Origin of the sequence: Paraburkholderia translucens, assembly GCF_020881035.1 — a bacterium.
In the GTDB taxonomy this organism is placed as follows: domain Bacteria; phylum Pseudomonadota; class Gammaproteobacteria; order Burkholderiales; family Burkholderiaceae; genus Paraburkholderia; species Paraburkholderia translucens.
Window position 1 is genome coordinate 168,691 of record NZ_JAJITC010000006.1, and the last position, 26,829, is coordinate 195,519.

General features: G+C 62.2%; 20 protein-coding genes and 1 tRNA gene. 13 read left to right on the forward strand and 8 right to left on the reverse strand.

Features of this window, described 5'->3' with window-relative positions; genetic code table 11:
• Positions 1–124: 124 nt before the first annotated feature.
• From LJ655_RS13115 to LJ655_RS13130, 4 genes are all read right to left on the reverse strand, one after another.
• A complete protein-coding gene (locus LJ655_RS13115) occupies positions 125–1,066 on the reverse strand; it encodes an ABC transporter substrate-binding protein (protein WP_230561670.1) in 942 nt (313 codons plus the stop codon).
• A gap of 131 nt (positions 1,067–1,197) precedes the next feature.
• Complete coding sequence (locus LJ655_RS13120) at positions 1,198–2,226, reverse strand: ABC transporter permease (RefSeq protein ID WP_230561671.1); 1,029 nt, start codon at positions 2,224–2,226, stop codon at positions 1,198–1,200.
• A 13-nt stretch (positions 2,227–2,239) separates the two neighbouring features.
• A complete protein-coding gene (locus LJ655_RS13125; protein ID WP_230561672.1) occupies positions 2,240–3,757 on the reverse strand; it encodes a sugar ABC transporter ATP-binding protein in 1,518 nt (505 codons plus the stop codon).
• A gap of 91 nt (positions 3,758–3,848) precedes the next feature.
• Positions 3,849–4,610 carry a GntR family transcriptional regulator gene (locus LJ655_RS13130; RefSeq protein WP_230561673.1) on the reverse strand — a complete coding sequence of 254 codons (762 nt, stop codon included), beginning with the start codon at positions 4,608–4,610 and terminating at the stop codon, positions 3,849–3,851.
• Between the two features lie 186 nt (positions 4,611–4,796).
• Between LJ655_RS13130 and LJ655_RS13135 the strand changes: the two genes are divergently transcribed.
• The 3 genes from LJ655_RS13135 to LJ655_RS13150 all read left to right on the forward strand — a co-directional run bounded on the left by LJ655_RS13135 (position 4,797) and on the right by LJ655_RS13150 (position 8,671).
• Complete coding sequence (locus LJ655_RS13135; protein WP_230561674.1) at positions 4,797–6,092, forward strand: L-fuconate dehydratase; 1,296 nt, start codon at positions 4,797–4,799, stop codon at positions 6,090–6,092.
• A gap of 284 nt (positions 6,093–6,376) precedes the next feature.
• Complete coding sequence (locus tag LJ655_RS13145; protein ID WP_230561675.1) at positions 6,377–7,573, forward strand: aminotransferase class V-fold PLP-dependent enzyme; 1,197 nt, start codon at positions 6,377–6,379, stop codon at positions 7,571–7,573.
• Positions 7,574–7,651: 78 nt separating this feature from the next.
• Positions 7,652–8,671, forward strand: coding sequence for a D-cysteine desulfhydrase family protein (locus LJ655_RS13150; protein ID WP_230561676.1), 1,020 nt, complete (start codon positions 7,652–7,654; stop codon positions 8,669–8,671).
• Between the two features lie 231 nt (positions 8,672–8,902).
• Here LJ655_RS13150 and LJ655_RS13155 read toward each other — a convergent pair.
• Positions 8,903–8,987 (reverse strand) — tRNA-Leu (locus LJ655_RS13155).
• Between the two features lie 724 nt (positions 8,988–9,711).
• On the opposite strand from LJ655_RS13155, the gene LJ655_RS13160 reads away from it, so the two are divergent.
• Both LJ655_RS13160 and LJ655_RS13165 read left to right on the forward strand, forming a co-directional pair.
• The gene (locus LJ655_RS13160; RefSeq protein WP_230561677.1) at positions 9,712–10,437 is read left to right on the forward strand and encodes a cytochrome c oxidase assembly protein; all 726 of its coding nucleotides are present in this window, start codon (positions 9,712–9,714) and stop codon (positions 10,435–10,437) included.
• The gene (locus LJ655_RS13165) at positions 10,434–10,946 is read left to right on the forward strand and encodes a HemJ family protein (RefSeq protein WP_230561678.1); all 513 of its coding nucleotides are present in this window, start codon (positions 10,434–10,436) and stop codon (positions 10,944–10,946) included. Before LJ655_RS13160 ends, LJ655_RS13165 begins: the two co-directional genes overlap by 4 nt.
• Here the strand turns inward: LJ655_RS13165 and LJ655_RS13170 are convergent.
• The gene (locus LJ655_RS13170) at positions 10,910–11,422 is read right to left on the reverse strand and encodes a DUF2231 domain-containing protein (RefSeq protein ID WP_230561679.1); all 513 of its coding nucleotides are present in this window, start codon (positions 11,420–11,422) and stop codon (positions 10,910–10,912) included. The two genes, LJ655_RS13165 and LJ655_RS13170, sit on opposite strands and share 37 nt — an antisense overlap.
• A gap of 87 nt (positions 11,423–11,509) precedes the next feature.
• Here LJ655_RS13170 and coxB point away from each other — a divergent pair, with 87 nt between their 5' ends.
• The 6 genes from coxB to LJ655_RS13200 all read left to right on the forward strand — a co-directional run bounded on the left by coxB (position 11,510) and on the right by LJ655_RS13200 (position 18,043).
• Complete coding sequence (gene coxB / locus LJ655_RS13175) at positions 11,510–12,160, forward strand: cytochrome c oxidase subunit II (RefSeq protein ID WP_230561680.1); 651 nt, start codon at positions 11,510–11,512, stop codon at positions 12,158–12,160.
• On the forward strand, positions 12,157–14,694 hold the full coding sequence (gene ctaD / locus LJ655_RS13180) for a cytochrome c oxidase subunit I (protein ID WP_230561681.1): 2,538 nt from the start codon (positions 12,157–12,159) through the stop codon (positions 14,692–14,694). Before coxB ends, ctaD begins: the two co-directional genes overlap by 4 nt.
• Positions 14,691–15,026: a hypothetical protein gene (locus tag LJ655_RS13185; protein WP_230561682.1), complete on the forward strand. Its 336-nt coding sequence runs from the start codon at positions 14,691–14,693 to the stop codon at positions 15,024–15,026. The genes ctaD and LJ655_RS13185 overlap by 4 nt, the downstream gene beginning before the upstream one ends.
• Positions 15,027–15,077: 51 nt before the next feature.
• Positions 15,078–16,403, forward strand: a complete 1,326-nt coding sequence (locus LJ655_RS13190) for a ferredoxin reductase family protein (protein ID WP_230561683.1) — start codon at positions 15,078–15,080, stop codon at positions 16,401–16,403.
• A gap of 150 nt (positions 16,404–16,553) precedes the next feature.
• Positions 16,554–17,324: a tetratricopeptide repeat protein gene (locus LJ655_RS13195; RefSeq protein ID WP_230561684.1), complete on the forward strand. Its 771-nt coding sequence runs from the start codon at positions 16,554–16,556 to the stop codon at positions 17,322–17,324.
• Between the two features lie 20 nt (positions 17,325–17,344).
• Positions 17,345–18,043 (forward strand): hypothetical protein, encoded by a 699-nt coding sequence (locus LJ655_RS13200; protein ID WP_230561685.1) that lies wholly within the window; start codon positions 17,345–17,347, stop codon positions 18,041–18,043.
• Positions 18,044–18,186: 143 nt separating this feature from the next.
• Here LJ655_RS13200 and LJ655_RS13205 read toward each other — a convergent pair whose 3' ends face one another.
• Complete coding sequence (locus LJ655_RS13205; protein ID WP_230561686.1) at positions 18,187–21,492, reverse strand: adenylate/guanylate cyclase domain-containing protein; 3,306 nt, start codon at positions 21,490–21,492, stop codon at positions 18,187–18,189.
• 268 nt (positions 21,493–21,760) lie between these two features.
• On the opposite strand from LJ655_RS13205, the gene LJ655_RS13210 reads away from it, so the two are divergent.
• On the forward strand, positions 21,761–23,983 hold the full coding sequence (locus LJ655_RS13210) for a SulP family inorganic anion transporter (RefSeq protein WP_230561687.1): 2,223 nt from the start codon (positions 21,761–21,763) through the stop codon (positions 23,981–23,983).
• 650 nt (positions 23,984–24,633) lie between these two features.
• Positions 24,634–26,244, forward strand: a complete 1,611-nt coding sequence (locus tag LJ655_RS13215) for a hypothetical protein (RefSeq protein ID WP_230561688.1) — start codon at positions 24,634–24,636, stop codon at positions 26,242–26,244.
• Between the two features lie 69 nt (positions 26,245–26,313).
• On the opposite strand, the gene LJ655_RS13220 is transcribed toward LJ655_RS13215, so the two are convergent.
• The gene (locus LJ655_RS13220; protein ID WP_230561689.1) at positions 26,314–26,772 is read right to left on the reverse strand and encodes an MEKHLA domain-containing protein; all 459 of its coding nucleotides are present in this window, start codon (positions 26,770–26,772) and stop codon (positions 26,314–26,316) included.
• Between the last annotated feature and the right edge of the window lie 57 nt (positions 26,773–26,829).

Sequence of the window (26,829 nt, forward strand, 5' to 3'; positions counted from 1 at the left end):
TTAATTTATGCAATGGCGTAATTCCGACACCCCGGCCGGACAATAAAAAAGAGGAAGAGCGTGGCTCTTCCCCCTGTGGATTGCGGCTGCCCCGGCTTGCCGAGGCATGATCGCCATGCTTCGCTTAGTCGTACAGCACCGCAACGATCTTCGGATCGTTGATATTGGTCTTGTCGTACCAGTAGAAGCCGGTATCGACCTTCTTCGGCAGCTTCTCGCCATGCAGCGCCTTGACCGCCGAGTCGACCACGCATTTGCCGATACCGACCGGATTCTGCGTAATCGCGCCAGCCATCAGGCCCGACATGATGTTGTCCTTCTGCTCCTTGCCCGAGTCGAAGCCGATCAGCACAAGCTTCTTGCCCGATTCCTTGATGCCGATCGCCGCGCCGTCCGCCGAACCTTCATTCGCGCCGAAGATGCCCTTCAGGTTCGGATTGGCCTGGATCATTGCCTTGGCGATTTCCGCGGACTTCAAATGATCGCCGGCGCCGTATTGCACGGACACGATCTTGATGCCCGGATGCTTCGACTTCATCTGATTGACGAATCCGTCGCGGCGATCAATGCCGGTGCGGCTAGTCTGGTCGTGCACGATCACGGCGACTTCGCCTGAATTGCCGATCAACTCCGCCATCTTGTCGGCAGCGAGCGCGGCGGCGGCGAGGTTGTCGGTCGCGCAGGTGGTCAACGGAATGTCGCTGTCGACACCCGAGTCGAATGCGATCACCGCAATCTTCTCGCTCTGCGCGCGCTTGAGCAAGGGGACGGCCGCCTTGCTGTCGAGCGCCGCGATACCGAGCGCCTGCGGTTTCTTCGCAAGCGCAGCCGCCAGCATGTCGATCTGCTTGTCGACCATTGCCTCCGTTTCCGGTCCCTCGAATGTGATCCTGACGCTGTTCGCTTTCGCGGACTGCTCGGCGCCCGATTTGACGGCCTGCCAGAACTGATGCTGGAAGCCCTTCGAAATGAGCGGAATATACGGCTCGTCCGCATACGCGAGACAACTTCCGCCGACGAGCGCACCGACACCGACCACGACACCGATTAGTCTTCTCTTCAACATGGGGCCTCCTCCAATGGATGGGCTATCAAGCCGCTATCGAGTTTTCGAGGGAGCCTTCACGTGCCCCTCTCTCTTTGCTGCTTCCGCTTTTCCTGCTTTCCCTGCTGTTGCGTTGCTTCCTTGCTCCCGCGTCAACTTCTCCGGCTGCGCCGCAGGATATCCGCATACACCGCCAGAATGATGATCAGCCCCGTCACGACGATCTGCCACTCCTGCGCGACCGACATGATGCGCAGTCCGTTGGTCAGCACGCTCATGATGAAAGCGCCGATGATGGTGCCGAGTATCGTGCCCGAGCCGCCGCTCAACGACGTGCCGCCGATCACGACCGCCGCGATCGCATCGAGCTCGTAGCCCTGGCCGAGCGCCGGTTGGGCCGAATTGAGGCGCGACGCGATCAGCAAGCCCGCGATGCCGCAGATCGCGCCGCCCACGCCGTAAATCGCGATCTTCCAGCGATCGACATTGACGCCCGAGAGCCGTACCGCTTCTTCATTGCTGCCGAGCGCGAACGTATAGCGGCCGAGTGCCGTGCGATTGAGCGCAATGGAACTGACGATCGCGAGAAAGAACAGGATCAGCACCGCATTCGGAATAGGCACGCTCGGCAGGAGATAGCCGATCAGCGAGTCCTGGGAGATACGGTAGAAGTTCTCGGTCTCGGTGAAATAGATCGGCTTGTCCGCCGACACCACGAGCGACAGCCCTTTGAGCAGCATCATCATGCCGAGCGTCGCGATGAATGGCGGGATCTTCATTTTCGCGGTCAACGTGCCCGATATCGTGCCGCACACCGCGCCCGTCGCGAGCGCCGCGAGTACGCCCATCCACATCGGCAGATGCCAGTAGGTCAGAAACACCCCGCAAATAACGGCGGTAAACGTCATCAACGTGCCGACCGAGAGATCGATGCCACCGGTAATGATCACGAAAGTGGCGGCGATTGCCAGCACGCCGTTCACCGCGGTCGCCTGCAGAATGCCGAGGATGTTGTCCATCTGCATGAATGCCGGCGACGCGAAGCTGAAGAAAACCAGCAGCAGGATCAGGCTCGCGAACGCGAGCAGCTTTTGCACCGCAGTCGGCGCAAAGATGCGCGCTCTCAGGCCGGAAGTGCGCCTTTCGTTTTCCAGCGTCGCGGTATCCGTTTGCAATGTCATGTCGTAGACCTCTTCAGGCTTGCGCCGGGTTCAGGGTTTCGCGCTGCGTCGCGAGATGCATGATGCGCTCCTGCGTCGCTTCGCCGGCGGAAAGCTCGCCGGTAATGCGGCCTTCGCACATCACGACGATGCGGTCGCTCATGCGCAGAATTTCAGGCAGCTCGGACGAGATCATCACGATCGCCTTGCCTTGCGACGCCAGAGAGCGCAGCAGCTTGTAGATTTCGCTCTTTGCGCCGACGTCGATGCCGCGCGTCGGTTCGTCGAAGAACAGCACGTCGCAGTCGCGCTCGAGCCATTTCGCAATCACGATCTTCTGCTGGTTGCCGCCCGACAAAAGCCGCACCTGCTGCGTCGGGGACGGCGTGCGAATTGCGAGCAGCTTGATGAAGTGCTGCGCTCTTTTGCGAATCTGCCCGCGGCGCAGGAACATATTGAATGACAGGAACTTGCCGAGATCAGACATGACGATGTTCGATTCGACATCCATGCCAGTAGCAAGACCGAAGCGCTTGCGATCTTCGGAGAGGTAGCCGATGCCACGCTTGACCGCATCGCTCGGCTTTTTGATCGACGCCTTCACGCCCTTCACGATGATCTCGCCCGATTCGACCGGATCTGCGCCGAACACGGCGCGCGCGACCTCCGTGCGGCCCGCGCCCATCAAGCCGGCGAAGCCGAGTATTTCGCCCTTGCGCAATTCGAAACTCACGTCACGCACGAGCGGACCCGCGACGAGGTTTTTCACTTCGAGCGCAAGTTCACCCTTCGACGGCGCGCTCTCGACCGGCGTGATATCGCTCAGCGTGCGTCCGACCATCATGCCGATGATCGTCTGGACACTGGTGCCCTCGGTCGGCACGGTGGCCACATATTCGCCGTCGCGCATGACCGTGACGCGATCGGTGATCTGCTTCAACTCGTCCATCTTGTGCGAGATATAGACGACGCCGACGCCGCGCTCTTTCAATTGCCGGATGATGCGGAACAACTCGGCGATTTCGGCTTCATTGAGCGCGGACGTGGGCTCGTCCATGATCAGCACGCGCGAATCGAAAGATAGCGCTTTCGCGATCTCGACCATCTGCTGACTCGCCACGGTCAACGTGCCGACTATCGTGCGCGGATCGATATTTACGTGCATGCGGGCGAGGATCTCGCGCGCTTGCGCATTCAGTTTATCTTCGTCAAGAAAGAGGCCGAGCCCCTTGCGCGGCTCGCGGCCGATAAAGATGTTCTGCGCGACGCTCAGGTGATTCATCAGTTGCAGTTCCTGATGAATGATGCCGATGCCGACCGCCTGCGCGTCGCGCGGATGTTGGAAATCGACCGGCTTGCCGTCGAAAAAGATTTCGCCGGAATCGCGCGTATAGACGCCCGCGAGTATTTTCATCAGCGTCGATTTGCCCGCGCCGTTCTCCCCCATCAGCGCATGGACCTCGCCGGCCACGAGGTCGAAGCGGACGTCATGAAGCGCTCTGACGCCCGGAAAGCTCTTGCAAAGACTGTTGACAGAAATGAGTGGGTTCATGTGCTGATCTGCCGACGGTTGCCTATATCACTAACGCTTTGACAATAGTGGTCTCTACAGCTTGAACAACGGTTTTCACGACAGTTTTCATTCAAGACTCGAATAGATCCGGTCTCGCTTTCGCGGACCGATGCAATTCGGTGACGACCTGGTCGAGATGATCGTGCATCGCTTTCGCGGCCGCATCGCCGTCGCCGGCGCATAAGGCCTTGAAGATGCTCTCGTGCTCTTCCAGCGTATGCACGAGCCGCTCTGGACTTGCAAGCAATTGCCTCGCGCGGTCCAGCGCATTGCGCGACACCGCGACGATTTCCTTCACGCGCGGCAGATTCACCGCGTCGAGCAGGATTTCATGAAAAGCCAGATCGAGCGCGTGAAACGCCAAACGCTCGCCAGTACCAGCCTGAATGCGCTGCTGCTCGAGATTGCCGGCCAAAGCATCGAGCGTCGCCCGGTCGTGCATCAGCGCCACCCCCCGCACCGTTTCGACTTCCAGCGCGCTGCGAATGAACAGATGCTGGCGGATGTCGTCGAGCGCGATCGGTTTGACCCGCGTGCCGCGCTGCGGCAATACCTCGACGAGACCCGCATGCGCAAGCCGCGCCAACGCGGACGACACTGGAAAGCGCGACACTCCCATCCGTTCGCACACAGCCATCTTGTCGATCATCATGCCGGGCTCCAACGCCAACGTGACAATCGCTTCCCGCAATGCCGCCTCGACCGCGTCCGTCAAGCTTCCGCGCTCGCCGCCGCGAATCTTTTGCAGTGCGACATAAGGATTGCCGTCAGTATTCTCCAGGTCGGGTGAGGAGTTCACGGAGGCCTTGATTTCGAGAAGACATGCTAGCATGCTAGAAAGTGAATGCCGTGTTGTCAACGCGTAGAAATGCCTGGCAATGCATAGGGATACCTGGTATCTGGGAACTTCGGGCTTACCCCTACGCGCAAACGCGCACACCGAAAACGTGCGCATGAAGCCGTTCCATCTGCGCTTGCAGACCACAAGCCAATAGCCATTGCCCCGGAGGGTGCACAGATGACTACGATCACAAGGCTGTCCGTTCGGGACATCCGGTTTCCCACTTCACGCTCGCTCGACGGCTCCGACGCGATGAATGCCGCGCCGGACTACTCCGCCACTTACGTCATACTCGAAACCGACACGCCGAATCTCACCGGCCACGGCCTCACGTTTACGATCGGGCGCGGCAATGAAATCTGCGTGACGGCCGTGAATGCACTCACGCCGTTGATCGTCGGCAGAAAGCTCGAAGATATCGCCGCGAATATGGGCGCTTTCTGGCGCTCGTTCACTTCGGATAGCCAACTGCGCTGGATCGGACCGGACAAAGGCGCGATCCATCTTGCCACCGCGGCGGTCGTCAACGCTGTGTGGGACTTGTGGGCGAAAGCCGTCGGCAAGCCGGTCTGGAAACTGCTGGTCGACATGAGTCCCGAAGAACTCGTGCGCTGCCTCGATTTTCGCTACGTGACCGATGCAATCACGCCGCAGGAAGCAATCGCGATGCTGCACCGGCATGCCAAAACAAAAGGCGAGCGAGAAAAGGAAATGCTCGCCCACGGTTACCCTGCCTATACGACATCCGCGGGCTGGCTCGGTTATGACGACGACAAGATTCGCCGTCTGGCGCGCGAAGGTGTCGCGCAGGGATGGACGCATTTCAAGCAGAAGGTCGGCGGCGACCTGGAAGAAGACGTGCGGCGCGCGCGCATTCTGCGTGAAGAGATCGGCGAGAACCTGAAGCTGATGATGGACGCGAACCAGGTGTGGGACGTCGATGAGGCGATCACGAACATGCGCCGTCTCGCGGAGTTCGACCCGTGGTGGATCGAGGAACCGACGAGTCCCGACGACATTCTCGGTCATGCGGCGATTCGCCGGCGGCTCGGCTCGATCGGGGTTGCAACCGGCGAGCATTGCCACAATCGCGTGATGTTCAAGCAACTGCTGCAGGCGGACGCAATCGATTTTTGCCAGATCGACAGCTGCCGGCTCGGCGGACTGAACGAAGTGATCGTCGTGCTGCTGATGGCTGCGAAGTTTGGTGTGCCGGTATGCCCGCATGCCGGCGGCGTCGGTTTGTGCGAGTACGTGCAGCATATTTCGCTGTTCGACTATATCTGTGTGTCGGCGTCGCTGGAGAATCGCGTGCTCGAATACGTCGATCATTTGCACGAGCATTTCGTGGACCCCGTGGTAATTCGCAATGGTCGTTACATGCCGCCGCAAAGAGCCGGATATAGCATCGAGATGCTGAAGGGGTCGTTGGACCGGTACTGGTTTCCGGAAGGAGAGGCGTGGCAGGAATGAGGCTGGAAAGTGAAGGTTTTATTTGCGTCGCTTCAGGCGTATAACGGCGGACTTCGCTCACGCTGTTATAGCTCGATTCGATGCGTTCCAACCGCCCGTTAACTCCTCTGCTCTCTTTGCTCGCCTTCGAAGCCGCCGCGCGGCATCTGAGCTTCAGTCGCGCGGCGCAGGCTCGCCTCGCGTCCATATACTCGCCCGCTCGCGCATCCCGGCATCGAACTGCAATTGCGTCGCTGACGGACGCCTGAACGCAGCCCCACCTCAACTCCTATCCCGGACCCGCCATGTCTTCTCCGCTGTCGCCCGCCACCGTTGACGCGCTGCGCGCTCGCACGCCAGGTGTTCACACCACGACGCACTTCAATCATGCCGGCGCGTCGCTGCCATCGGCTGCCACGCTGGACGCAATTCACGCTCATCTGTCCCGCGAAGCGTCGATCGGGCCAATGGAAGCCGGCGCGGCAGGTGAAGAACACACCGAGCGCGCACGCACGCTCGCCGCGCAACTGCTTAACGCGCTACCCACCGAGATCGCGTTGACGACGGGTAACTCGCCTGGCTGGGGCGCAGCTTTCGCGGCATTGGGTCCGTGGCGCGCGGGACAGCGCATTCTCGTTGCCCGGCACGAATGGGGCGGCAATCTCGCGACGATGCGTCATTTGGCGCAGCGAGCGGGCGCATCGATCGAAGTCATTCCGTCCGACGCCAGCGGCAGGGTCGATCCGCGCGCGCTCGAAGCGATGCTCGACGACCGGGTTCGACTGATTGCGCTGACATGGCTGCCTGCGAACGGCGGACTGATCAATCCGGCAGCCGCAATCGGCCAGATAGCGCGCCGTCACGGTATCCCATACTTTGTCGACGCCGCGCAGGCCGTCGGACAGCTTCCGGTCGACGTGGCCGAACTCGGCTGCGACGTGCTTGCGGGCGCGGGACGCAAGGCATTGCGCGGACCGCGCGGCACCGGGCTGTTGTTCGTCAGGCAAGATTTTCTGCCCCGCCTGATGCCGGCCTTCGTCGACACGTATTCCGCGCCCCTCGACGCCAACGGCGAACCCGTGCTGCGTGACGATGCCGCGCGTTTCGAATCGTCGGAAGCATCGCTGGCGCTGCATTGCGGCCTGGCGAATGCATTGCGCGAGGCCCTGGAGATCGGCATCGATAACATCCGCGCACAGATCGATCGGATCGCGCAGACATTGCGCGAGCAATTGGCCGTGATGCCGGGTGTGTCCGTACTCGACCAGGGTATCGAACGATCGGGGCTCGTGTCGTTCAACGTCGCCGGAATGGACGCACTTTCCGTGCGGCGTTCGCTGGCGGCGCAAGGCATCACGATCGGCTCGAATGGCGTCGCCTACACGCCGTTCGATATGACGAACCGAGGGCTTGCACAGATCGCGCGCGCGTCGGTCAGCTATCTGACCAGCGACGCCGAAATTGATAAATTACTGGCCGGGATACGAACGTTGAAGCACTGAGCATTCCATTCGAAGAGTACGTTGCGTCAAGCAATTGAATACGCGCGTCTCGTTCAACTCAATCACTTGCATATGACCATGAACTCCGCCTCATCGCCCAGCCTCGATTTATCAAGGTTTGCGCGCCGCACGCTTCTCGAAGGCCCCACGCCAATTCAGCACCTTGCGCGTCTGAGTGCCCGCCTGGGCGGCGCGGACATCTACGTCAAACGCGAAGATCTGACCGGACTGGGCGGCGGCGGCAACAAGTTGCGCAAGCTCGAGTTTCTGATAGGCGAAGCACTCGCGCGTGGCGTGGACACGATCATTACCGTCGGCGCGCGTCAATCGAATCATGCGCGCCTGACGGCGGCGGCGGCGGCACACGTCGGGCTCCGATGCGAGCTGGTGTTGACGAGGACCGTGCCGCGCTCCGATCGCGACTATACGGAGAACGGCAACGTGCTGCTCGATACGCTATTCGATGCGCGCGTGCACGATCTTCCCGGCACGGCCAACGCGCTGCAATTCGCCGAGGAACGCGCGAACGAGTTGCGCGCGCAAGGCCGTAACGTGTATGTGTGTCCGTTGGGCGGATCGAGCCCGACGGGTTGCCTCGGCTATGCGGACTGCGCTGCGGAAATCGTCGCTCAATCGCATGCGCATGGGCTGGAATTCGATCGCATCGTGGTGCCGAACGGAAGCGGCGGAATGCACGCGGGACTGGTCGCGGGTTTTGTTGCGCTGGGTTTGGATCCGTCGCGCATCGCCGCATTCACGGTATATGGAAACGCCAATCATGCGCGCACGGTTACTTTGGATAAAGCGATTCAGACGGTTCAACTGATCGATCCAAACCTGAGCGTGAGCAATGACGCTATCTCGATCGACGAAGCGCAGCTCGGGCCCGGCTATGGTATTCCCACCGATAACATGCGCGCGGCAGTTCGTCTGATGGCATCGACGGAAGGTCTATTGCTCGATCCCGTATACAGCGGTAAAGCATTCGCGGGGCTGGTCGAAAACGTGAGCACCGGGAAGCATCCAGCCGGACAGAAGATTCTATTTGTGATGAGCGGCGGACTTCCTGGGCTATTTGCCTATCGAAACGAGTTCTGAGCAAGCCTGCTCGCGTCGCGCCCGGTGACGAAGATATAAAGCGGGCACTGGGTCGGATGTGCGACTTCCGATCCCGTCGCAGGAGGGAAAAGTAGTAGCGTTGTTCGCAGAGAAAAATGCTGGCGAATGAGCTGGTAAATCGACGAGCACACCGCGACGAGCAGATCGGCAAAAACTGTCTGTATTTTTGCCATTTCGGAAGATGAGTATCTATAAAAATCAGATACTTATTGGTGCCCAGGGCGGGATTTGAACCCACACGCCTTTCGGCGCTACCCCCTCAAGATAGTGCGTCTACCAATTTCGCCACCTGGGCAGAGGGACGCAATTGTAGCAGCAAAATTATTTTTTTGAAGCCCCCTCGTGATTTCGTTCTTCAACGGTGATAGCGGTCGACGTAACCCCGAAGCGTTCGTGTCGTATCGCTGCCCGGCGGCCGACTCATCAGCTGCTCGCCGCCTCGCAAAAGTTGGTAAGGTCTGACGCTTGTCAGCGGCTCGCATCGATGGTGATGTCGATAGCCATGCGGCAGGGTTGCGCAACGACGCCGGAAAGCCTTGCCGTAGGCGTTGGTCTCGGCGCGGCCGGCACCGTGTCGGCGCCAGGCTGCCTGCTCGCCTGCAACGTGGCAAATCCGCGCGGGTGAAGGGACACGCAACGTCCATCGACATTGACGGCAGCGACCCAAATCAGATCTCCATAGGGAGACATTAAAAGATGCAGTAAAAGCAAAGATTACATTCGCGTTCCAAGCTGATTTTCCCTGCTCCGCCATCCCATTTCATCGATTGACGCCGGACTTCATAAAACCTGGCGTATTGCGCCGCATCATTGCAAACTAATTGTGACCATCTGGCGTTTGTCCAGCACGCCAACACGTGCAGGCTTCAGATAGCTGTCCCTAAGCAGTTTATTTGCGCTAGAGTACGTAAGCGGTCACGTGGATCGTGTTCCGTTCCGAAATTCAAAAGGTGTTTTCTTCCGCATCTTTTGTTTCGTGTACTAAAGAAACGTTTGGACTTCGTTGAAGATATCGCGCCATGCCATATTTTCCCGTCGCCTACTGTGGTCCCGCGGCTGTCCCGGAGAGCTTGTGGCTGCGATGGAATACGGATCCCCCATTGCTCGTCGCGCTCGCGGCCCTCGCCTGGGTCGTGGCCAGCGGCCGCGCCGCGAACGCACGGGCGGCATGGGTGGCTATCGGGCTGATGATCGTCGTGTTCGTGTCACCGCTCTGCGCGCTGTCGTCGGCGTTGTTTTCCGCACGTGTCACGCATCACATCATTCTGATCGCCGCCATCGCGCCGCTGCTCGCACTCGCTTTTCCGTTGCCGCGCCTCATGCATCCGCCGCTCGTGCCTGTAGTCGCCGCGCATGCGGTCATCGTCTGGCTCTGGCATGCACCGGGGCCATATGCGTGGGGACTGTCGGCTGTACCCGGCTACTGGCTGATGCAGTTCACATTGCTTGTCAGTGCCTGGCTCATGTGGCGCAGCATCTTCTCACCGCTTCTGCCGACCGGCCCGGCATTAATGGCGCTCGTCGCGACGATCGGCCAGATGGGTTTGCTCGGTGCGTTGATCGTGTTCGCGCCGGTGCCGCTTTACGTCGTGCACTTCGCGACCACCGCCGCGTGGGGGCTCACCCCGCTCGCCGACCAGCAGCTCGCCGGACTATTGATGTGGGTACTGGCGATGATCCCGTATCTTGCGGCAGGACTTTCGCTCGTCTGGTCTAGCCTGCGCGTCCGAGAGTCCGCACTGTGACGACCCTTCTGAAATTCATTCATCTTGCCGCAATCGCGATCTGGTCGGCCGGCTTGATCGTCTTGCCGTATCTGTTCTGGCAGCGTCGGGGGCTCGCGGCCGGCACCGAGCTCGATCGGCTGCACCGCATCACGCGGCTCGTGTTCGTGGAACTAACCTCGCCCGCCGCTTTCATTGCGATTGCGAGCGGCACGGTGTTGATCTTTCTGCAGGCCACCTTCGTCGAATGGTTCACCGCGAAGATGGTGTTCGTCGGCATCATGGCGATGCTGCACGTGCTGGCCGGAATCGTGATGCACGACCTCTATCTGCCCGCCGGCCGCTTCAGCCGGGCCTCGGCGATCACGCTGACCATCGCTTATCTGATCGTTATCGTCGCGATCATCTGGATCGTGCTGGCCAAGCCGCACATCGACTCCAACCTGATCGTCCCGCATCTGTTCGAGCCCGGCGGACTTGGCCGGTGGCTGCATCACTCCTTCGGCGAAACGAGAATCCCCACGCCATGATCGAACACGAGCTTGCCTCCATGCCAGCCGGCGAAGCCCGTCATTACGGAGCTGAGCACCGACAGCACAAGCCCATGCGGCAGGATCTGGTCGGGGTACAGAAGCCGCACACCCCAATTCGCAGCCGCGAGCGCGACGAGGGTCATCGCGGCGACCGCATGCGACCAGCTCGCCTCCCTCAGACGGATACCACGCACGAGCAGCAGCTCGGCTGTGCCCACCAGGCTCGCGGCCACGCCGCTCCAGAACGCGAAGCCGGCGGCCCACAGGCCGGCGCGAACCCAGAACGGGTCGCCAGTCCACCAGTAGATCACGTCGACGCCCAACGTCGCGACGACGAACGCGATCGGGAAGTGCACCATCATCACGTGAATCGGATGGCCGACGAGCGCCACCGCCGAGCCCTTGTCGAGCCGCGACAATTCGAGCATCACTTCGCTTCGCGTCCCGGTTCCAGCTTTGCCTTGGTTAGACATGGCGGTATGCCCTCGCGTCGTGTACCTGGTGATGCAAACCATCATAGCTGCTTGCGTCTGGCGGCCCAAGCGGGATCGCTCGCTGCGTTGTCGGGCTGCACCGGGCCGCTATCGACGCTCGACCCGTCGGGCCCGGCCGCCGCATCGATTGCCGGACTGTGGTGGGTGATGCTCACGGGCGCAGCGATCCTGTTCGCGATGGTGCTCGTGTTGTTTCTGATGACGGTCTTCCGGCCGGGCTGGGGCTCGCAGGTGTCGCCCGCGCGCTGGATCGTGCTGGGCGGTCTCGTGCTGCCCGCGGTGATCCTGATCCCGCTGATCTGCTACGCGCTCTACGCGGGCGAGTTGCTGCTGCCGCTGCGCGCGCGTGCGCCCGCGCGCATCGAGGCGATCGGGCAGCAATGGCGCTGGACCTTCCGCTATCCGGAGCTCGGCAACCTCGAAACCGGCAACGTGCTGCATCTGCCGGCGGGCAGGCCGGTCGACATCGCCGTGACCAGCATGGACGTCGTGCACGCGTTCTGGATTCCGCGCTTCGCGGGCAAAATCGACGCGGTGCCGGGCCACCAGACCCTGCTGCGCATCCAGGCGGACCAGCCAGGCCAATACGCCGGACAATGCAATCAGTTTTGCGGCATCGGTCACGCGCACATGCACTTCACCGTGATCGTCGATCGACCGGAAGATTTTCCGGCCGCAGTTAAAAGCGCCGCCGCGAACGGGGAGGTGAAGAAATGAGTGTGCCCGTCGAGCCGCCATCAGAAGGCATCAACGCGCTGCGGCTGCACCGCCAGCTTGCCGCGATCTGGGACTGCGGGCCGGGCCTGCGAAAGCTCGCCGCGGTCAACCATTCGATCCTCGGCATGCGCATGATGATCACGTCGTTCGTGTTCTTCGCGATCGCCGGGATTCTCGGCATGCTCACGCGCGTGCAGCTCGCGACCCCGCGTGCGAACTTCATGGACGTGGAAACCTATAACCAGGTCTTCACGATGCATGGATCGATGATGCTGTTCCTGTTCGCGATCCCGATGGTCGAGAGCTTCGCGGTCTACCTCACGCCGAAGATTCTCGGCACGCGCGACTTCGCGTTTCCGCGTCTGACCGCTTATGGCTACTGGTGCTATCTGTTCGGCGGCACGATCCTGACCGTCTCGCTGATTCTGCACAGCGCGCCCGACGGCGGCTGGTTCATGTACACGCCGCTCAGCTCCAACGTATTCACGCCGGGGTTGAACGCCGACGTCTGGCTGCTCGGCATCACGTTCGTCGAGATTTCGGCGCTGTCGCTCGCAATGGAGATCGTCGTGTCGATCCTGAAGATACGCGCGCCGGGCATGTCGCTCGACCGCATGCCGATCTTCGCGTGGTACATCCTCGTCACCGCGATGATGATGGTCGTCGCGTTTCCGCCGCTGATTCTGGGCTCGATCCTGCTCGAGGTGGAGCGCGCGTTCAATCTGCCGTTCTTCGATCCGACACGCGGCGGCGATCCGCTGCTCTGGCAGCATCTGTTCTGGCTGTTCGGCCACCCGGACGTGTACATCATCTTCCTGCCGATGGCCGGCGTGCTGTCGACGATGATCCCCGTATTCGCGCGCCGCAAGCTCATCGGCTATCGCACGATCGTCGTCGCGATCATCGCGCTCGCATTTCTGAGCTTCGGCATCTGGGTGCACCACATGTTCACGGTAGGCATCCCGCATCTGGCGCTCGCGTTCTTCTCGGCAGGCTCGGCAATCGTCGCGGTGCCCACCGCGATCCAGTTCTTCGCATGGCTCGCCACGCTGTCGCACGGCCGCCCGCGCTGGGACGTGCCGATGCTGTACATCTTCGGGTTTTTCTTCGTATTCACCTGCGGCGGCCTGACCGGCGTGATGCTCGCGATCGTGCCGTTCGACTGGCAGGCGCACGACACCTACTTCGTCGTCGCGCATATGCACTACGTGGTGGCCGGGGCGCTCGCGTTTCCGATGCTCGCGGCGTTCTATTACTGGCTGCCGCTGCTGACCGGGCGCACCGCCGTTCACAAGCTGGCGGTAGCGGCGTTCTGGCTCGTGTTCATCGGCTTCAACATGACGTTCTTCATGATGCATCTAACCGGCCTGCTCGGCATGCCGCGGCGCGTCTTCACCTACAGCGGCGACGAAGGCTGGAACTGGCTCAATCTGCTGTCGTCGGTGGGCAGCTTCGTGATGACGATCGGCTTCGCGCTCGTCGTCATCGACATCATCGCGCAGTTGCGATTCGGCCGGCGCGTACAGCGCAATCCGTGGGGCTCCACCACGCTCGAATGGGCGATGCCGGTTCCGCCCACCCCATATGCGTTCGCGTCGATCCCGCACATCGATTCCGAAACCGAGAAGGTTCCCCCGGGCCAGCTCGCCACCGCGCTCGCGCGTGGCGAAGGCTACCTCGGCTTCGCGCGCAACGGCTGGCAGGAGGCGCTCGGCGTGCATATGACCTCGGGCGAGCCCGAACAGTTGATCGTGCTGCCGAACTCGACCTATCTGCCGCTCGTCACCGCGTTGGTGACGGGTGCGGCGGTACTCGCGATGCTGTTCAAGTTCTATCTGCTGTCCGTCGCGTTCGCGGTCGTGACGTTTGGCCTGTTCATCTATGCGGGCCAGAGCGCCGGTCATGCACGCGATTTCGGCGCGCTGCCGGTTGGGCGCGGCGTCAGTGTGCCCCCGCATACCGAGGTGTCCGGCTCGCCGCCGTGGCTGTCGCTCGTCTGCGCGCTCGTCGCGAATGGCACGCTGTTCACGTCGCTTATCTTCGGCACGTTCTACCTGTGGATCGCCGCGCCGAACTGGCCGGCGGCGGTGACGCCGCATCCGAGCCGCCTGCTCGCGCTCGTCGCGCTCGTCGCGCTCGCGGCCGCGGCAACCGCCACGCGCGGCTCGCTGCGGGCAGCCGCCGCTGAGCGCAAACCTCACGGCACGATCGGGCTGACCGCGATCGCGCTCATCGTCGCGCTCGCTGTGTGCGTGATGCTGATCGACGGCGTAACACCGAACCCGCGCGAGCATGCGCTCGGCGCGACGGCCGCGGCACTGCTCACGTATATCGCGGTTCACGCGGGCGTCGGGCTGCTGCTCCTGATCAGCAACGTGCTGCGCATCGGCGCCGGGTTCGTTTCCGCGCGACGCCTGACCGATCTGCGTCTCACGCGACTGTGGCTCGATTACACGCTTGCCACGGGCATCATTGCGCTTGGGCTCGTGCTTGCGTTGCCGAGCCTCGTCGCCATGCTCGGAGCCAGACCATGAATGTGCGTCCACTTTCGCCACGGCGGTTGTGGTGGCTGGCCGTCGGCTTCACGATCTGGTGCCTCGCGTTCGTGATCCTGTACGCGCTGCATGCGATCGGCTGCGCGTTCGCGTGGCCAGCCGGACCGCTGCGCGCGAGTCTCGCGATCATCCTGTTGCTGCATCTGATCGCGATCGGCTGGTTGTGGCGCTATCGCGCCGCGACGCGCGACCCGGGACCCGAGCCGATCAGCTCGTTCATGCACACCGTCGTTGTCTGGACCCTGATCGCGGCGCTGGCCGCGACCGTGATCACGTTCGGGCCTGCGCTGCTGCTCACCACCTGCGTCTGAGCATGCCCTGAGCGCGCGCGGTCCGACGTCCGCCGATATGGAGAAGCACTGATGCAGCCTCGAGATCTCGCGCGCAAAGCCATCTGGTCGGTCATCTATCTGCTGTTCATTCTCGCGCCGCTGTTCGCGCTGCTGGCCGGCGCGCTGCCGCCCGCGCGCAGCTTCGGCACCGAGTTCTCGGTCGCGCTCGGCTATTCCGGTCTCGCGATGATGGGCCTGCAATTCGGCCTCACCGCGCGCTTTCGTCACGTAACCGCGCCGTGGGGCGAGGACGTCATCTACCATTTCCATCGACGCGTGTCGCTACTCGCGGTCGGTCTCGTCGTCGCCCATCCGCTGATTCTGTTCGCGATCCGCTCGGACAAGCTGGCGATGCCTGGCTCGCTGCTGGACGTGCCATGGGGCGCGTGGTTTGCGTTCCTGTCCATCGGCGCAGTAATCGTGCTGGTGATCACCGCGCTATGGCGCAAGCAACTGAAGATCCCTTACGAGCTGTGGCATCTGTCGCATATCGGGCTCGCGCTCGTCGCGATCTTCGGCGGCGTGCTGCATATGATCGGCTGGGGCTACTATCTGACCGATCCGCTCAAGCGCACGTTGTGGATCTGCATGACGATCTTCTGGATCGCGCTGCTGCTGTATGTGCGCCTCTTCAAGCCGCTCTTCATGCTCAGGCGTCCCTACCGGATCACGGAAGTGCGCGCCGAACGCGGCGACACCACGACGCTCGTGCTGCAGCCCGACGGCCACGCGGGCTTTCGCTTCAAGCCTGGCCAGTTCGGCTGGCTGAACGTGTGGGGCAGTCCGTTCAGAATCACCGGACATCCGTTTTCCTTCTCGTCGAGCGCCGAGAACGCGAATGGCCGCGTCGAAATGACGATCCGCAATCTTGGCGATTTCACGAGCACAGTGAAGACGCTCGAGGCGGGCCGGCGCGTGTATCTGGACGGACCCTACGGCGCGTTCACGATCGGCCATCCGACCGACATGCATGTGCTGATCGCGGGCGGCATCGGCATTACGCCGATGATGAGCATGATCCGCACGCTCGCCGATCGCGGCGATCTACGTCCACTCGTGCTACTGTACGGCGGCAAGACGTGGGACTCGCTGACCTTCCGCGACGAACTCGATGCGCTCAAAGCGCGGCTCGATCTGCGTATCGTCTACGTGCTGTCGGACCCGCCCGAAGGCTGGAGCGGCGAAACCGGGCGCATCGACGCGGCGATGTTCCGGCGTCATCTACCGCCGGAATTTGCCGATCACGAGTACTTCATCTGCGGCCCGGATCCGATGATGGACGCAATCGAAACGGCGCTCGGCGAAATGAAGGTGCCGCGCGTCCGCTACCATTCCGAGCGCTACAGCTTCGTCTAGGAGAATCGCGATGCGTCGACTGCTGGCCAATCGTCTTGTCGTTGCGACCGGCGTGATCGTCGTGGCGCTGTCGCTACTGTTCGCGTATCTGCGGGTCGGTTCGCTGCATTAGAAGCAGCTCGCGGCGCGTTTGTCGAAGGTTGAATCGATATGCCCTACTTCTTTGGAATCGGTCTTCACGTTTTTGTTGCGATCTTTTTTGCCATACACGCGATGCGCAACAACCAGGGCATCTACTGGCTCTTCATTCTGTTTGCTTTTCCTCTGCTCGGCAGCGTCGCGTACTTCTTCGCGATCTATCTGCCGGGTTTGCGCCATACGCGCGGCGCGCGTGTGGCCACGCAGGCGATCAGCCAATTCGTCGATCCGAATCGCGCGCTGCGTGAAGCGCGCGCCAATTTCGACCGCGCGCCGACCGTGCAGCATCGGATGCGGCTCGGCGAAGCATTGCTCGCGGCCGGTAATCCGCGTGAGGCGCTCGAACACTTCCAGACCGCGGCGAACGGCCCGTTCGCGAACGATCCCGTACTGCTGCTCGGTCTCGCGCGCTCACAGTTCGCGCTCGGCGACTCCACGGCCGCCGATGCCACATTGGCGAAGCTGTTCTCGGTCAATCCGCAGGCGCGCAATCAGGGCGAAGCGGCTCTGCTCTATGCGCGCACGCTGGCCGCGCTGAACGCGCCGGGGGCACGCGCGGCGTTCGAAAAGGCGCTCACCTGCGCGCTCGACGTCGCGCCGCGCTGCCTGTTCGCCGACTGGCTCGCCGCGCAACCGGACGATGCCGACCGCCGCCGCGCCAGCGCCCTCTACACGGAAATCGTGCAGGATGCCAAACATTGGCCGCGTCAGACGCGCGAACACAATCGTGAGTGGCTGCAGCGTGCGCAGGCAGCGTTGGCGTCGGGCGCGGCACGGACGTGAGCGAGCCGAGGAGAACTTCGATGCGGCACGCCACCCCGTGTTTTGCTTCGATGCTGCACGCGACGATGGCGGCGATCGCATTCGTTTCGGGCGGCGTTTCGATATCGGCGCAGGCGGCCGGCACGGAAAAGCCGTTCGAATGGCCCGCGTCGTTCGTTGTCCTCGGAGATGGCTATCCGCACCCAGGCGATGCATGCCGGCGGCTCGGCGAGTCGGCTGCGACCGTCAACTATCTCGACCATATGGCGATGCTGGTCGGCTGTCCGGGCTCGACCGACAGCGCCGCCGTGCGCGCGATCGTCATGCACGAGCGGCATGCGCGCGTGGTCGGTGCGGCGGATGGCGTGACGCTGATTTCGATTTCGACGGAAGCTGCTCCGGGCGGCTCGCAGAAAAATCACGCGCCGCAGATACAGTCGCCCATTGGCGCGAGCGGCACGCTGCCCTGCGAGCGCGCTAACGGACAGGACCGAACGATGTGCAAGTTCGGCCTCGTGCATCACAGCGATCGATCGACAACGGTCGTGGTCTACTGGCCCGACGGCGCGACGCGGGCGATCTTCTTCGGCGTCAGCGGTCGGGTGATCGGCACCGCTGCGTCCGCGAGGGATCGGCCGATGCCCGGCGGCACGATCACCCGCAGGCGCGCCGGCATCAATCTGATTTCAGTTGGCGATGAACGCTATGAAATCGAGGATTCAGTGTTGTCCGGTAGTTGAGTTGCGTTGAAATCCATCGGCGCATGCCATGCGCGGTTGAACGCCTGATTTGCCGCGCGTCACTTTCGTTTCCATCCATCGCCTCGCTTTACGTCCTCGCCCGGTTCGATGCGGTCGCGCCGCGAAGCTTTGCGAGGTTCGTGTCACCCGCGTCGAGCCGCCAGAGCAACATCGACCGCGCTCAGGTAGTTCCGAAAACCGGCCTCGTGCAGCGCCATTCGCACCCGTTCGAGTTCGCGCAGCAGAGGTTCGCTGGCAGTGTCTTGCAGGGCAAGCGCAAGCGCGCGGCCACGCGCTGCAAAGAGCTCGGCCCAGGGCAACGGTTCGCGCCGGGTGTAGTTCTCGAGTTCCTTCACGTAATGCAACATGCGAGGCGCGTCTCCGGCAGCGAGCATCGCTTCGATGGCGTCGCGGTAAAACCAGAGATGATTGTGGCCGACCGCGCCGAGCCGCAGCAGCGCTTCGCCTTCGTCCAGCAAGCGCGCGCGCTCGGCGTTTTCATCCATTGCGCGGCTCAGCGCGCCGAGGGTCCTCGGTCCGCAAAACTGCGTGCCTACCTCGCGCGAGAGCGCAATCGACTCGGAGAGTTTCTTCACCGCTTCGCTTCTGGAGCCGCCGTCGAGCAACAGCCGCCCCTGCATCTCCAGATTTTGTGCCTCGAAGCGGCGGGCGCCGAGTTGCCTGATGAGCCGCAATTCCTGCTCCAGATGCACGCGAGCCGCCTGCTCGTCGCCCAGTTCCTGGCAGGCGAACACGCCCAGCGTCTCGCACAGCAATTGCGCGCGTGGCTGCCCGATCAACGCGGCAGCGCGTGCCGCGGCAATCGCGTCCTCGCGCGCCTGCCGTGCTTCGTTGAGGTAGATCCTGCTGAAGCCCTGCATCGGATGATTCGCAACCTCGATTCGGCCGAACCCGTGCTTGCGGCTGAGCGCCACGCATTCGCTGAAAAGGCGAAAAGCGGTTTGCATGCGTCCCTGCGCGTACGCCGCATCCGCCAGGCCGCCGAGCGCGCGAGCTTCCGCCTCCGGCATACCGAGGCGCCGTGCATGGGCAAGACCCCGTTCATGTTCGGCGCAGCAGGCGTCGATTCTGCCAAGGGGAAAAAGGATGTTGCCGCGCAGGTGGTGAATCCTTGCGAGGTCGGCCACCCGGCCGTCGCGTTCCGCGATCGTCTGCGCCGCCGCAAGCAGGGCGAGCGCCTCGTCGAGACCTTCGTTCACCCGCAGGCCTTCCGCGAGCCCGAGCTGGCAATCGCACCGGGCGTCGTCGTTGGTGGCGGCCGCGAGCGCAGCGCGGTACGTGGCGATCGATCCCGCGATGTCGCCCAGATCGCGCTGGACTTCGCCCTTGGCGCAGCTCAGTGCGTGGCGGTCCGTGTCGGTCCGCGAGATTTCGAGGCCCCGGTCGGCCAGCCGCAGCGCAGCCTCGAAACGATGGGCGGCACGTTGCGCGCTCGACGCGGCGAGATACGCGCCGGGCGCGCGCTCGTCCTCTGCCCGGTCGAGATGCTGCGCGTGCAACGTGGGATCGCTGTGCGCGAACCATTCGGCGGCGCAGCGATGAAGCTCGCGCCGGCGCGCCCGCAGTAGCGTCGCCCATGCGCTCTCCTGGATCAGCGCGTGGGCGAACAGGAAGTCCTCGCCCTCGGGTAGAACCAGCGCGTTGGCGAGCAGGCCGTCACAGACATACTCAGGGTCGTCGATGAGCCGGCGCAGCAACGCCAGGTCGAAACGCTGACCGATGACGGCAGCCGCCTGAAACGCCAGGCGGTCACGCGGCGCCAGCCTGTCCATGCGCGCGAGCACGAGACTTCGGATCGACGCGGGAACGTTGCCGCTGCTGCCTTCCTCGGCATTGCGCAACAGTTGCTCGAGGAATAGCGGGTTGCCCGCCGCCCGCTCGATACAGGCGAGCGCGACGCGCTGTGTCGCGTCGATGAAATTGCTCGCGAGATTGAGTGCCTCATCCTTGCGCAGCGGCCCGAGGTCGATCGTGGCGAACGGGGTCGCGCGGCAGCGTGCGCGCCAGGCTGCATCGATCGGATCGCCTTCCACACGCGAAGTCGTCACGAGCAAGCCCGTCCCATTGACGATGCCCGACGCGAAAGCCGCAAGATAGCCGAGCGCTTCGCGGTCGGCCCAATGCAGATCTTCGACGACGATCATCGTCGCCGATTGCCCGCAGGCGTCCTCGGCCAGTCGTGCAGCGACCGCCTGCTTGCCGCGCTGGCGCGCAACGTGATCCATTGCGTCGTATAGCGCTTGCCACTCGCCGCCTTTGGGCAGATCGAGGAAATCCCGAAGGAACATCAGCTGCTCGTCGCTGACGACGCCCCGGTCCGCGGCACGCGCGACAGCGGCTTGCCGCGCGTCGGCCGATGCGCTGGCCGACAGCCCGAGCAGGCTGGCGACGATCGTACGCACCGGGTCCTGCCCCTTGCCGACACCGAAATCGAGCACGAGGCTTTTATGCAGCGTGAAGCCCTGGGTCTGCGCATAGCGGCGCATTTCCTCGACGAGCCGCGTCTTGCCGATGCCGGCTTCACCTCTTATATGGAGAACATGGCCGGCGTGCCGAGCCATGCATGCGTGGACGATCCCGTGAAATTGCTCGAGTTCGGCTTCCCGGCCGACGAAGCGGCTCCGGCTCGTCTTCACCGGCTCGCTCGCGATGGCAACGAGCCGCCAGGACCGGACCGGCGCGTCGATGCCCTTGAAGAACTGCTCGCCGATCGCCTCGCACACAGCGGCATCGTCGAGCAGGCGCGCCGACTCGTCGGAGATCCAGATCTCGCCGGCGGGTGCGGCGGCCACGAGCCGCGCCGCCAGGTTCACCGGATCGCCGTGCACCGTGTAGTCCTGGGCGTCGGCGCGGCCAAGCGCGCCCGCGACCACTTCACCGCTCGCCATGCCGATATGTGCCTGCAAAGTCCGCCCGGCCTGCGCGCCAAGTTGCGTGAGCCCGTCCCGGATATCGAGCGCCGCCCGGGCCGCGCGCAGCGTATCGGTCTCATGGGAGCGCGGCGCGCCGAACAACGCCATCACTGCATCGCCGATGTGTTTGTCGATCGTGCCGCCGTAACCGAGGACGACGCCGTCGACCAGCGCCATGTAGCGGCCGATCAGCGCGCGCAGGTCTTCAGGGTCGAGCGAGCGCGAGAGCGCCGTGTAGCCGCAGAGATCGGCAAAGAGGATCGTCACCTGCCTGCGCTCGTCCGCAGGCGCGAGGGCTGCGGCGGCCGTCTGCGGCGGCGCCGATGCGCTCTGTGACGGTTGCGCGGCCGCCGCGGCGGCCAGGATGCGCTTGCGATGGCCAAGCGACTGCACCCCGAGTTCCTTCAGATCGGCATCGCTCAACTGCGCGAGCAGTGAGACGTCGATGTCGTTCGCCGCGAATGCAGGCGCGTACTGCTCGAGTCCGAGGCGCTGCAGCCATTGCGCGATGTCCATGTTCGTCGCCTGCATTCGATGCCAGCCGGCACAAGCGAGTTTGCCGCACCGGTTTGGCGCTGGCGCGGCCCGATGCGCAAACGTCAGACGAAACTCCGGCGCGCCGCTCGCCGATGCAATCGGCTCCAGGCCGGCATTCACTCCGGCCGATGAATACCCAGTGTAGGCCCGCAACTCGCAGCCCGCATGGTGTTTGACAGCCTTTCGAGGCACGACGGATACTGGGCGGCGCGTCCCACCGCGCCCTCGCATTCTTCGGGGAATCCACGTGAAGCCGGGCAAGACCGTCTCCGACCTGCCGCTACGTTCGCGCTTCGCGGGCCTGCCTGGCGACGTGGCGGCTGGCGCAGTCTCGACGCTCGTCATGCTGTGCTACGCAATGAGCCTCGGCACGATGATCTTCAGCGCCGATCTTGCGCGCTACGCCATGCTCGGCGTGCCCACCGCGCTCGTCAGCTGCGTCGTCACGGCGCTGGTGATTGCGTTGACGAGCTCGATGCGCTGGAACATCGGCGGTCCGGACAGCAATGCCGCGGCGTTTCTCGCGGGTGTCGCCGCAGGAGTCGCCAGCAGCGTGCGCGCGGACGGCGGTTCTCCCCAAACCCTCATCCTGACCGTGCTGATCTCCATCGCGCTCTGTTCGCTCGTCACCGGTGTCATCCTCTACGCGATCGGCTCCTCAAGGCACAGCCGCTCGTTGCAGTTCCTCCCGTATCCGGTGCTTGGCGGATTCCTCGCCGGAACGGGCTATCTGCTGCTGGCCGGGGCCTTCCGCGTGATGACGGGCGAGGCACTGGACTGGCCCAATCTGGCGTTGCTCGCGCACGTTCACTGGCTCGCATGGATTCCCGCGCTCGTCGTGGGTGTGATGACCACGATCCTGACACGCGCCTGGCAGCACATCGCCGCGTTGCCGCTCACTTTGGGTTTCGGGATCGTGCTCTTCTACGTCTTTCTGCACATTGCCGGTCTGTCGATCGCCGACGCCCGCGGAATGGGGCTGCTTCTGCCGCGCGTCACGATGCACCTTGCCGGGCTGCCGGAGCTGCACATCGCTGCGCGACTCAGGCAGGGTGGCATCGACTGGCCGGCCGTCGCCGCACACCTTCCGGAGAGCCTGCTGGTCACGACGGTCTCCGCCGTCACTATCCTGATGAATTCGACGGCGATCGGCGCGGTGACGGGCGAAGAGGTCGATCTCAATCGCGAGATGCGGGCTGCGGGACTTGCCAATCTCGCGAGCGGGCTGCTGGGTGGAATGGTCGGCTACCAGTCGTTCAATCGTTCGATGCTCAACGTGCGCGTGGGCGCCACGAGCCGGGTGGCCGGCGTGTTCGCAGCGCTCGCCTGCCTTGTCCTGCTTGGCGCCTCGCCCGATATCGTGGCGCTCTTTCCCGTGCCGGTGCTCGTCGGCCTTCAGCTCTTCATGGGCCTGCGCCTGATCGTGCATTGGCTCGTGGGCGCGTATGCGAAGTTAAGCTGGTACGAGTACCTGCTCGTGCCTGCCATTCTCGGCACCATCGTCGCCTACGGCGTGGTGGTCGGCGTGGCGGTCGGCGTCGTCGCGGCGTGTGTGACGTTCACGCTGCTGTACGGCCGGGTCAGTTGTATTCGAATGGAATTCGATCTGCGCACACGTACGTCCAACGTGGAGCGCAGCATCGACGAGAGCCAGTCGTTGCGCGAACTCGGCGCGCAGGTTTGCGGTATGTGCCTGCAAGGATTCCTGTTTTTCGGCACCGCCAATTCGATTCTTCATAGGCTGCGCGGGCGGCTCGCCGCGAGCCATCCGGTGCCGGTCCGATTCGTCGTGCTCGATTTCGCGTCGACTCAGGGCATGGACGCGTCTGTGTCGATCAGCTTCGTCAAGCTGAGGCAGCTGTGCGCGGCGAAGAATGCGGACCTGGTGCTCACCGCGCTGCCGCCGCACTCGCGCGACCTGCTCACGAAGACCGGGACACTCAATCTCCGGATTCATGAATTCGACTCGCTCGATGCCGGTCTGGAGTGGATCGAAGACCAGTTGCTCACGGCGAACTCGCGTGCAACAGGCCACAATTACGATTTTCACGCGATGCTCGCGCCGCATTTCACGGCCAGCGCCTTGAGCACGCTGCTGGCGTGCCTCGAAGTGCATGACCTGCTAGCAGGACAAGTGCTGTTTCTTCGCGGTGAGCAGGCTGACGCGTTGTACTTCATCGAGCACGGACGTGTCCAGGTTTCGTTGCCGCTCGACGATGGACGCTCGGTCCGGCTGCGCTCGTTCGGCCCGGGGACCGTTGTCGGTGAAATGGCGGTCTACACACAGCAACCGCGCAGTGCGGACGTGATCGCCGAGACGCCGACGCGGGTCCGCCGCTTGTCGACGACCGCTCTCGTTGGACTCGAACGACAGGACCCGGCGGCGGCGCAACAGTTTCATCGGTTTCTCGTCAAGATCATCGCCACTCGACTTGCCGTCGTTGACGAGGCGCTGCGTGCGGCGTTGTGAGTAGTTTGCGTATCGTGACCGCATTCCGCATGCTCCTCCGCATACCGAAAATCGAGTTGGATCGCGATCAGAACTGACGCCACGCAAAGCATGATGATCAATAGGCTCGAACGATTTTTGATGGCATAGACGATCGGATCGTCGTGCATCTCATCGTGGAACCATCACGCCTTCCAAAAAGCCGAAATAAAATGCGATCAGTTCCGGGAATCGTCGATCGCCGGCAGTACAGAAATAGAGATCACGCCCGCATAAGCGCTCCTTTCAGGAAGTCGACCAGGCACGCGTTGTATGGCAGCAGGAACACATCCATTGCGACGCGGGCGGCTATCTGCGCTTTGGGATACCCGTTGCCGCGCAGCAGCCATGCGACGCAGTACAACTTCCCCCGAATGGAAAGGTTATCAACGTTTGATAACGAAAGGACCTTCTGCGAGAACAGCTTTCCAATTTTGCCGCCGCCTGGAATAACTAATCATGCAGGGGACTTTTTCCAGGTTCGAAGTGCAATACGCGTGGCACGAGGCCTACCGCGATGAAAAGTGGCCGCGTATTATTGAAGCCAGCATAGTCGTTGTAACTTCGGGCCTAAAAAATGACGGCTTAAAACGGAGTGATATTGGCCGATATCGCGGAACACGAATCCCACTATGTCTACGACGATCAAATTCACTACACAGCGCATGAACTGGACCCAGTTGGGCGACCAGGTCGTCGTCTTTGTGTTCGCGTCGTCACTATATGGTGCGATCCTGTATAACTTCGGCATCCGTAGCGGGGTGGTGGCAGGGATATCCGCATTTGCCATCGTTTTGGCCGTAGTCATATATGGCTATATTTCCCACGCTCAACGTCTCACCACGATCGTCTCGATCTTATTGATTGCTGTCGTGCTGATTTGCTTTGGTTATCTGCGGGAATTCAGCTACGACGGCTTGAATTACCACGTCGCGACACCTCTGCGGCTCGACCACAGTCTGAACGGCGATCTCAGTTCGCACGAACTTGGCGGTGCGTTCTGGGCGGCGCACTATCCAAAGGCATTCGAATATTTTGCATACACGACCACGGTTCTGACTTCGCATTTCAACAGTGGAAAGTCATTTACGCTCCTGCTCAGTGTTCCGGCATGCCTTGCTCTAATGCGATTGCTCCAGTCAGCCGGGATATCTGCCCGAGCCGCGCTGGTCGCGTCGGCTACGTGTATCTACAATCCCGTGGCGCTCGGTCAATTGACTACTTTTTATGTCGACGCGGGTCATTACTACTGCTGGACTATCTTTTCTGTCAATTTGCTATTTGCGCTCAAGGGCAGGCCATACTCCGCAGTTCAACTTTGCATCGCGCTCGTGCTTCTGATCGGGTCGAAGCTGACAGGGCCAATTTTCGCAGCCATCTCGATTCTGGTGTTTTTCGTTGCCACATTCATCAGCGGAGAAAAAAGAAACTTTTTTCGGAATCACAAGGGACTGATCGGACAATTGACGATCTCGACCTTCGTGGCCGCCGCCGTCATCGGCTATTCGCCATACGTCGAAAACTTTATCGCTGGCAAGCACATTCTCTACCCAATCCTCGGAAAAGATCGGATCGATCTGGTGGCAGAAAAAACGTACCCGCATTTCTTTGGCATGACGCCGCTGCACAGGCTTTTCCTATCATACTTCTCGGTGCCGATGAACTGCAGCTCATGCACCATGGAACCTGTTTTCATGCCGTCACTCGCGCATCTGCGCGATGCGTTCATTGCACTGCATACGGCTGACACACGTTTTGCCGGGTTTGGTCCATTCTTTGGAGCTATGCTTATTGCAAGTCTGGCTTCGTTCTTCTGGAGAAAGAAAGGCGCCGATGCAGTTGTAAATATATTTCTGCTCGCAACGCTGGTAATCGTTGTGTCGCATCCGCAATCGTGGTGGGCTCGCTACGTCCCGATGTTTTATGTAGTTCCATTTCTGGTCGTCGCTGGTTTCTCCACGAATCGGAGACTATTTCACGTAGTCGTTGCTTTTGGCATCGCGAACTCGGTCCTCGCCGCGGCCAGCGTGATGGGTTATCTCGTCCTGAAGGAGGCTCACTACGAAGAGGCCGTGGCTTCAGTACGCACGACGTGCAAGCAAGATCCGATTGTGCTGTCACCTTCCAAGATGAATTGGGAGGCAGATCTGCGCGACGACCATCTCGTCATCGCGGCGGAAGGCACCCCGGCAAACGCCGGGTGTCCCGTGGATTTCGACCAGATGATGGTGATGAAGAAGTAGCCAATTCCTGCGTTCGCCCTCACCCACGTATTTCCGTGACGCTCACGCATCAACGGTCGATATGCGCGATCAGATGTCGCGCGTGCGCGGGATGACAACCGCCTGGCCGTGCAGTTTGCCGTCCGCGTCGAGAAGCTGCCACAGTGTGGCTTCCTCGATCATGAAGCGCTGACCTGACTTGGTGACACGCACCCCCTTGTAGCCCGTCTCGTAGCCCAGCCGCCGTACGCGTGCCAGGAATTGCTGTCGCTCCTCGCGATTCGGGGCTTCGGCCGAGAGCCGCGACGGCAGTCGGGTGATTTCATCCCAGTCGTATCCAAAGCGGCGCTGCGCGGCCTTGTTGCCGTAAATGAAGAGCGGGTCGGGATCGGTGTTGTGCGCGAGTACCGCGAACGGCGCATGCTCATAGAGCCATTCGGTAGCTTCGTCCACAGCCAAGGTCTGCGGCACCAGGGGCCGACCAAGCAGCCTGGCATAGCTGTCGGCAAGGAGTTGATAGAAAGCGGGATTGCTGTGAAGTGGAATCATCTCAGACATTCGATGGAGATGTGGGCCTAAGCAAAGAGTGAAGGCGCTCACGATACA

Coding starts and splice junctions, on each gene's coding strand:
- LJ655_RS13115 (WP_230561670.1), bottom strand. CDS start 1,066: ATGTTGAAGAGAAGACTAATCGGTGTCGTGGTCGGTGTCGGTGCGCTC.
- LJ655_RS13120 (WP_230561671.1), bottom strand. CDS start 2,226: ATGACATTGCAAACGGATACCGCGACGCTGGAAAACGAAAGGCGCACT.
- LJ655_RS13125 (WP_230561672.1), bottom strand. CDS start 3,757: ATGAACCCACTCATTTCTGTCAACAGTCTTTGCAAGAGCTTTCCGGGC.
- LJ655_RS13130 (WP_230561673.1), bottom strand. CDS start 4,610: ATGCTAGCATGTCTTCTCGAAATCAAGGCCTCCGTGAACTCCTCACCC.
- LJ655_RS13135 (WP_230561674.1), top strand. CDS start 4,797: ATGACTACGATCACAAGGCTGTCCGTTCGGGACATCCGGTTTCCCACT.
- LJ655_RS13145 (WP_230561675.1), top strand. CDS start 6,377: ATGTCTTCTCCGCTGTCGCCCGCCACCGTTGACGCGCTGCGCGCTCGC.
- LJ655_RS13150 (WP_230561676.1), top strand. CDS start 7,652: ATGAACTCCGCCTCATCGCCCAGCCTCGATTTATCAAGGTTTGCGCGC.
- LJ655_RS13160 (WP_230561677.1), top strand. CDS start 9,712: ATGCCATATTTTCCCGTCGCCTACTGTGGTCCCGCGGCTGTCCCGGAG.
- LJ655_RS13170 (WP_230561679.1), bottom strand. CDS start 11,422: ATGTCTAACCAAGGCAAAGCTGGAACCGGGACGCGAAGCGAAGTGATG.
- ctaD (WP_230561681.1), top strand. CDS start 12,157: ATGAGTGTGCCCGTCGAGCCGCCATCAGAAGGCATCAACGCGCTGCGG.
- LJ655_RS13185 (WP_230561682.1), top strand. CDS start 14,691: ATGAATGTGCGTCCACTTTCGCCACGGCGGTTGTGGTGGCTGGCCGTC.
- LJ655_RS13190 (WP_230561683.1), top strand. CDS start 15,078: ATGCAGCCTCGAGATCTCGCGCGCAAAGCCATCTGGTCGGTCATCTAT.
- LJ655_RS13195 (WP_230561684.1), top strand. CDS start 16,554: ATGCCCTACTTCTTTGGAATCGGTCTTCACGTTTTTGTTGCGATCTTT.
- LJ655_RS13200 (WP_230561685.1), top strand. CDS start 17,345: ATGCGGCACGCCACCCCGTGTTTTGCTTCGATGCTGCACGCGACGATG.
- LJ655_RS13205 (WP_230561686.1), bottom strand. CDS start 21,492: ATGGACATCGCGCAATGGCTGCAGCGCCTCGGACTCGAGCAGTACGCG.
- LJ655_RS13215 (WP_230561688.1), top strand. CDS start 24,634: ATGTCTACGACGATCAAATTCACTACACAGCGCATGAACTGGACCCAG.
- LJ655_RS13220 (WP_230561689.1), bottom strand. CDS start 26,772: ATGATTCCACTTCACAGCAATCCCGCTTTCTATCAACTCCTTGCCGAC.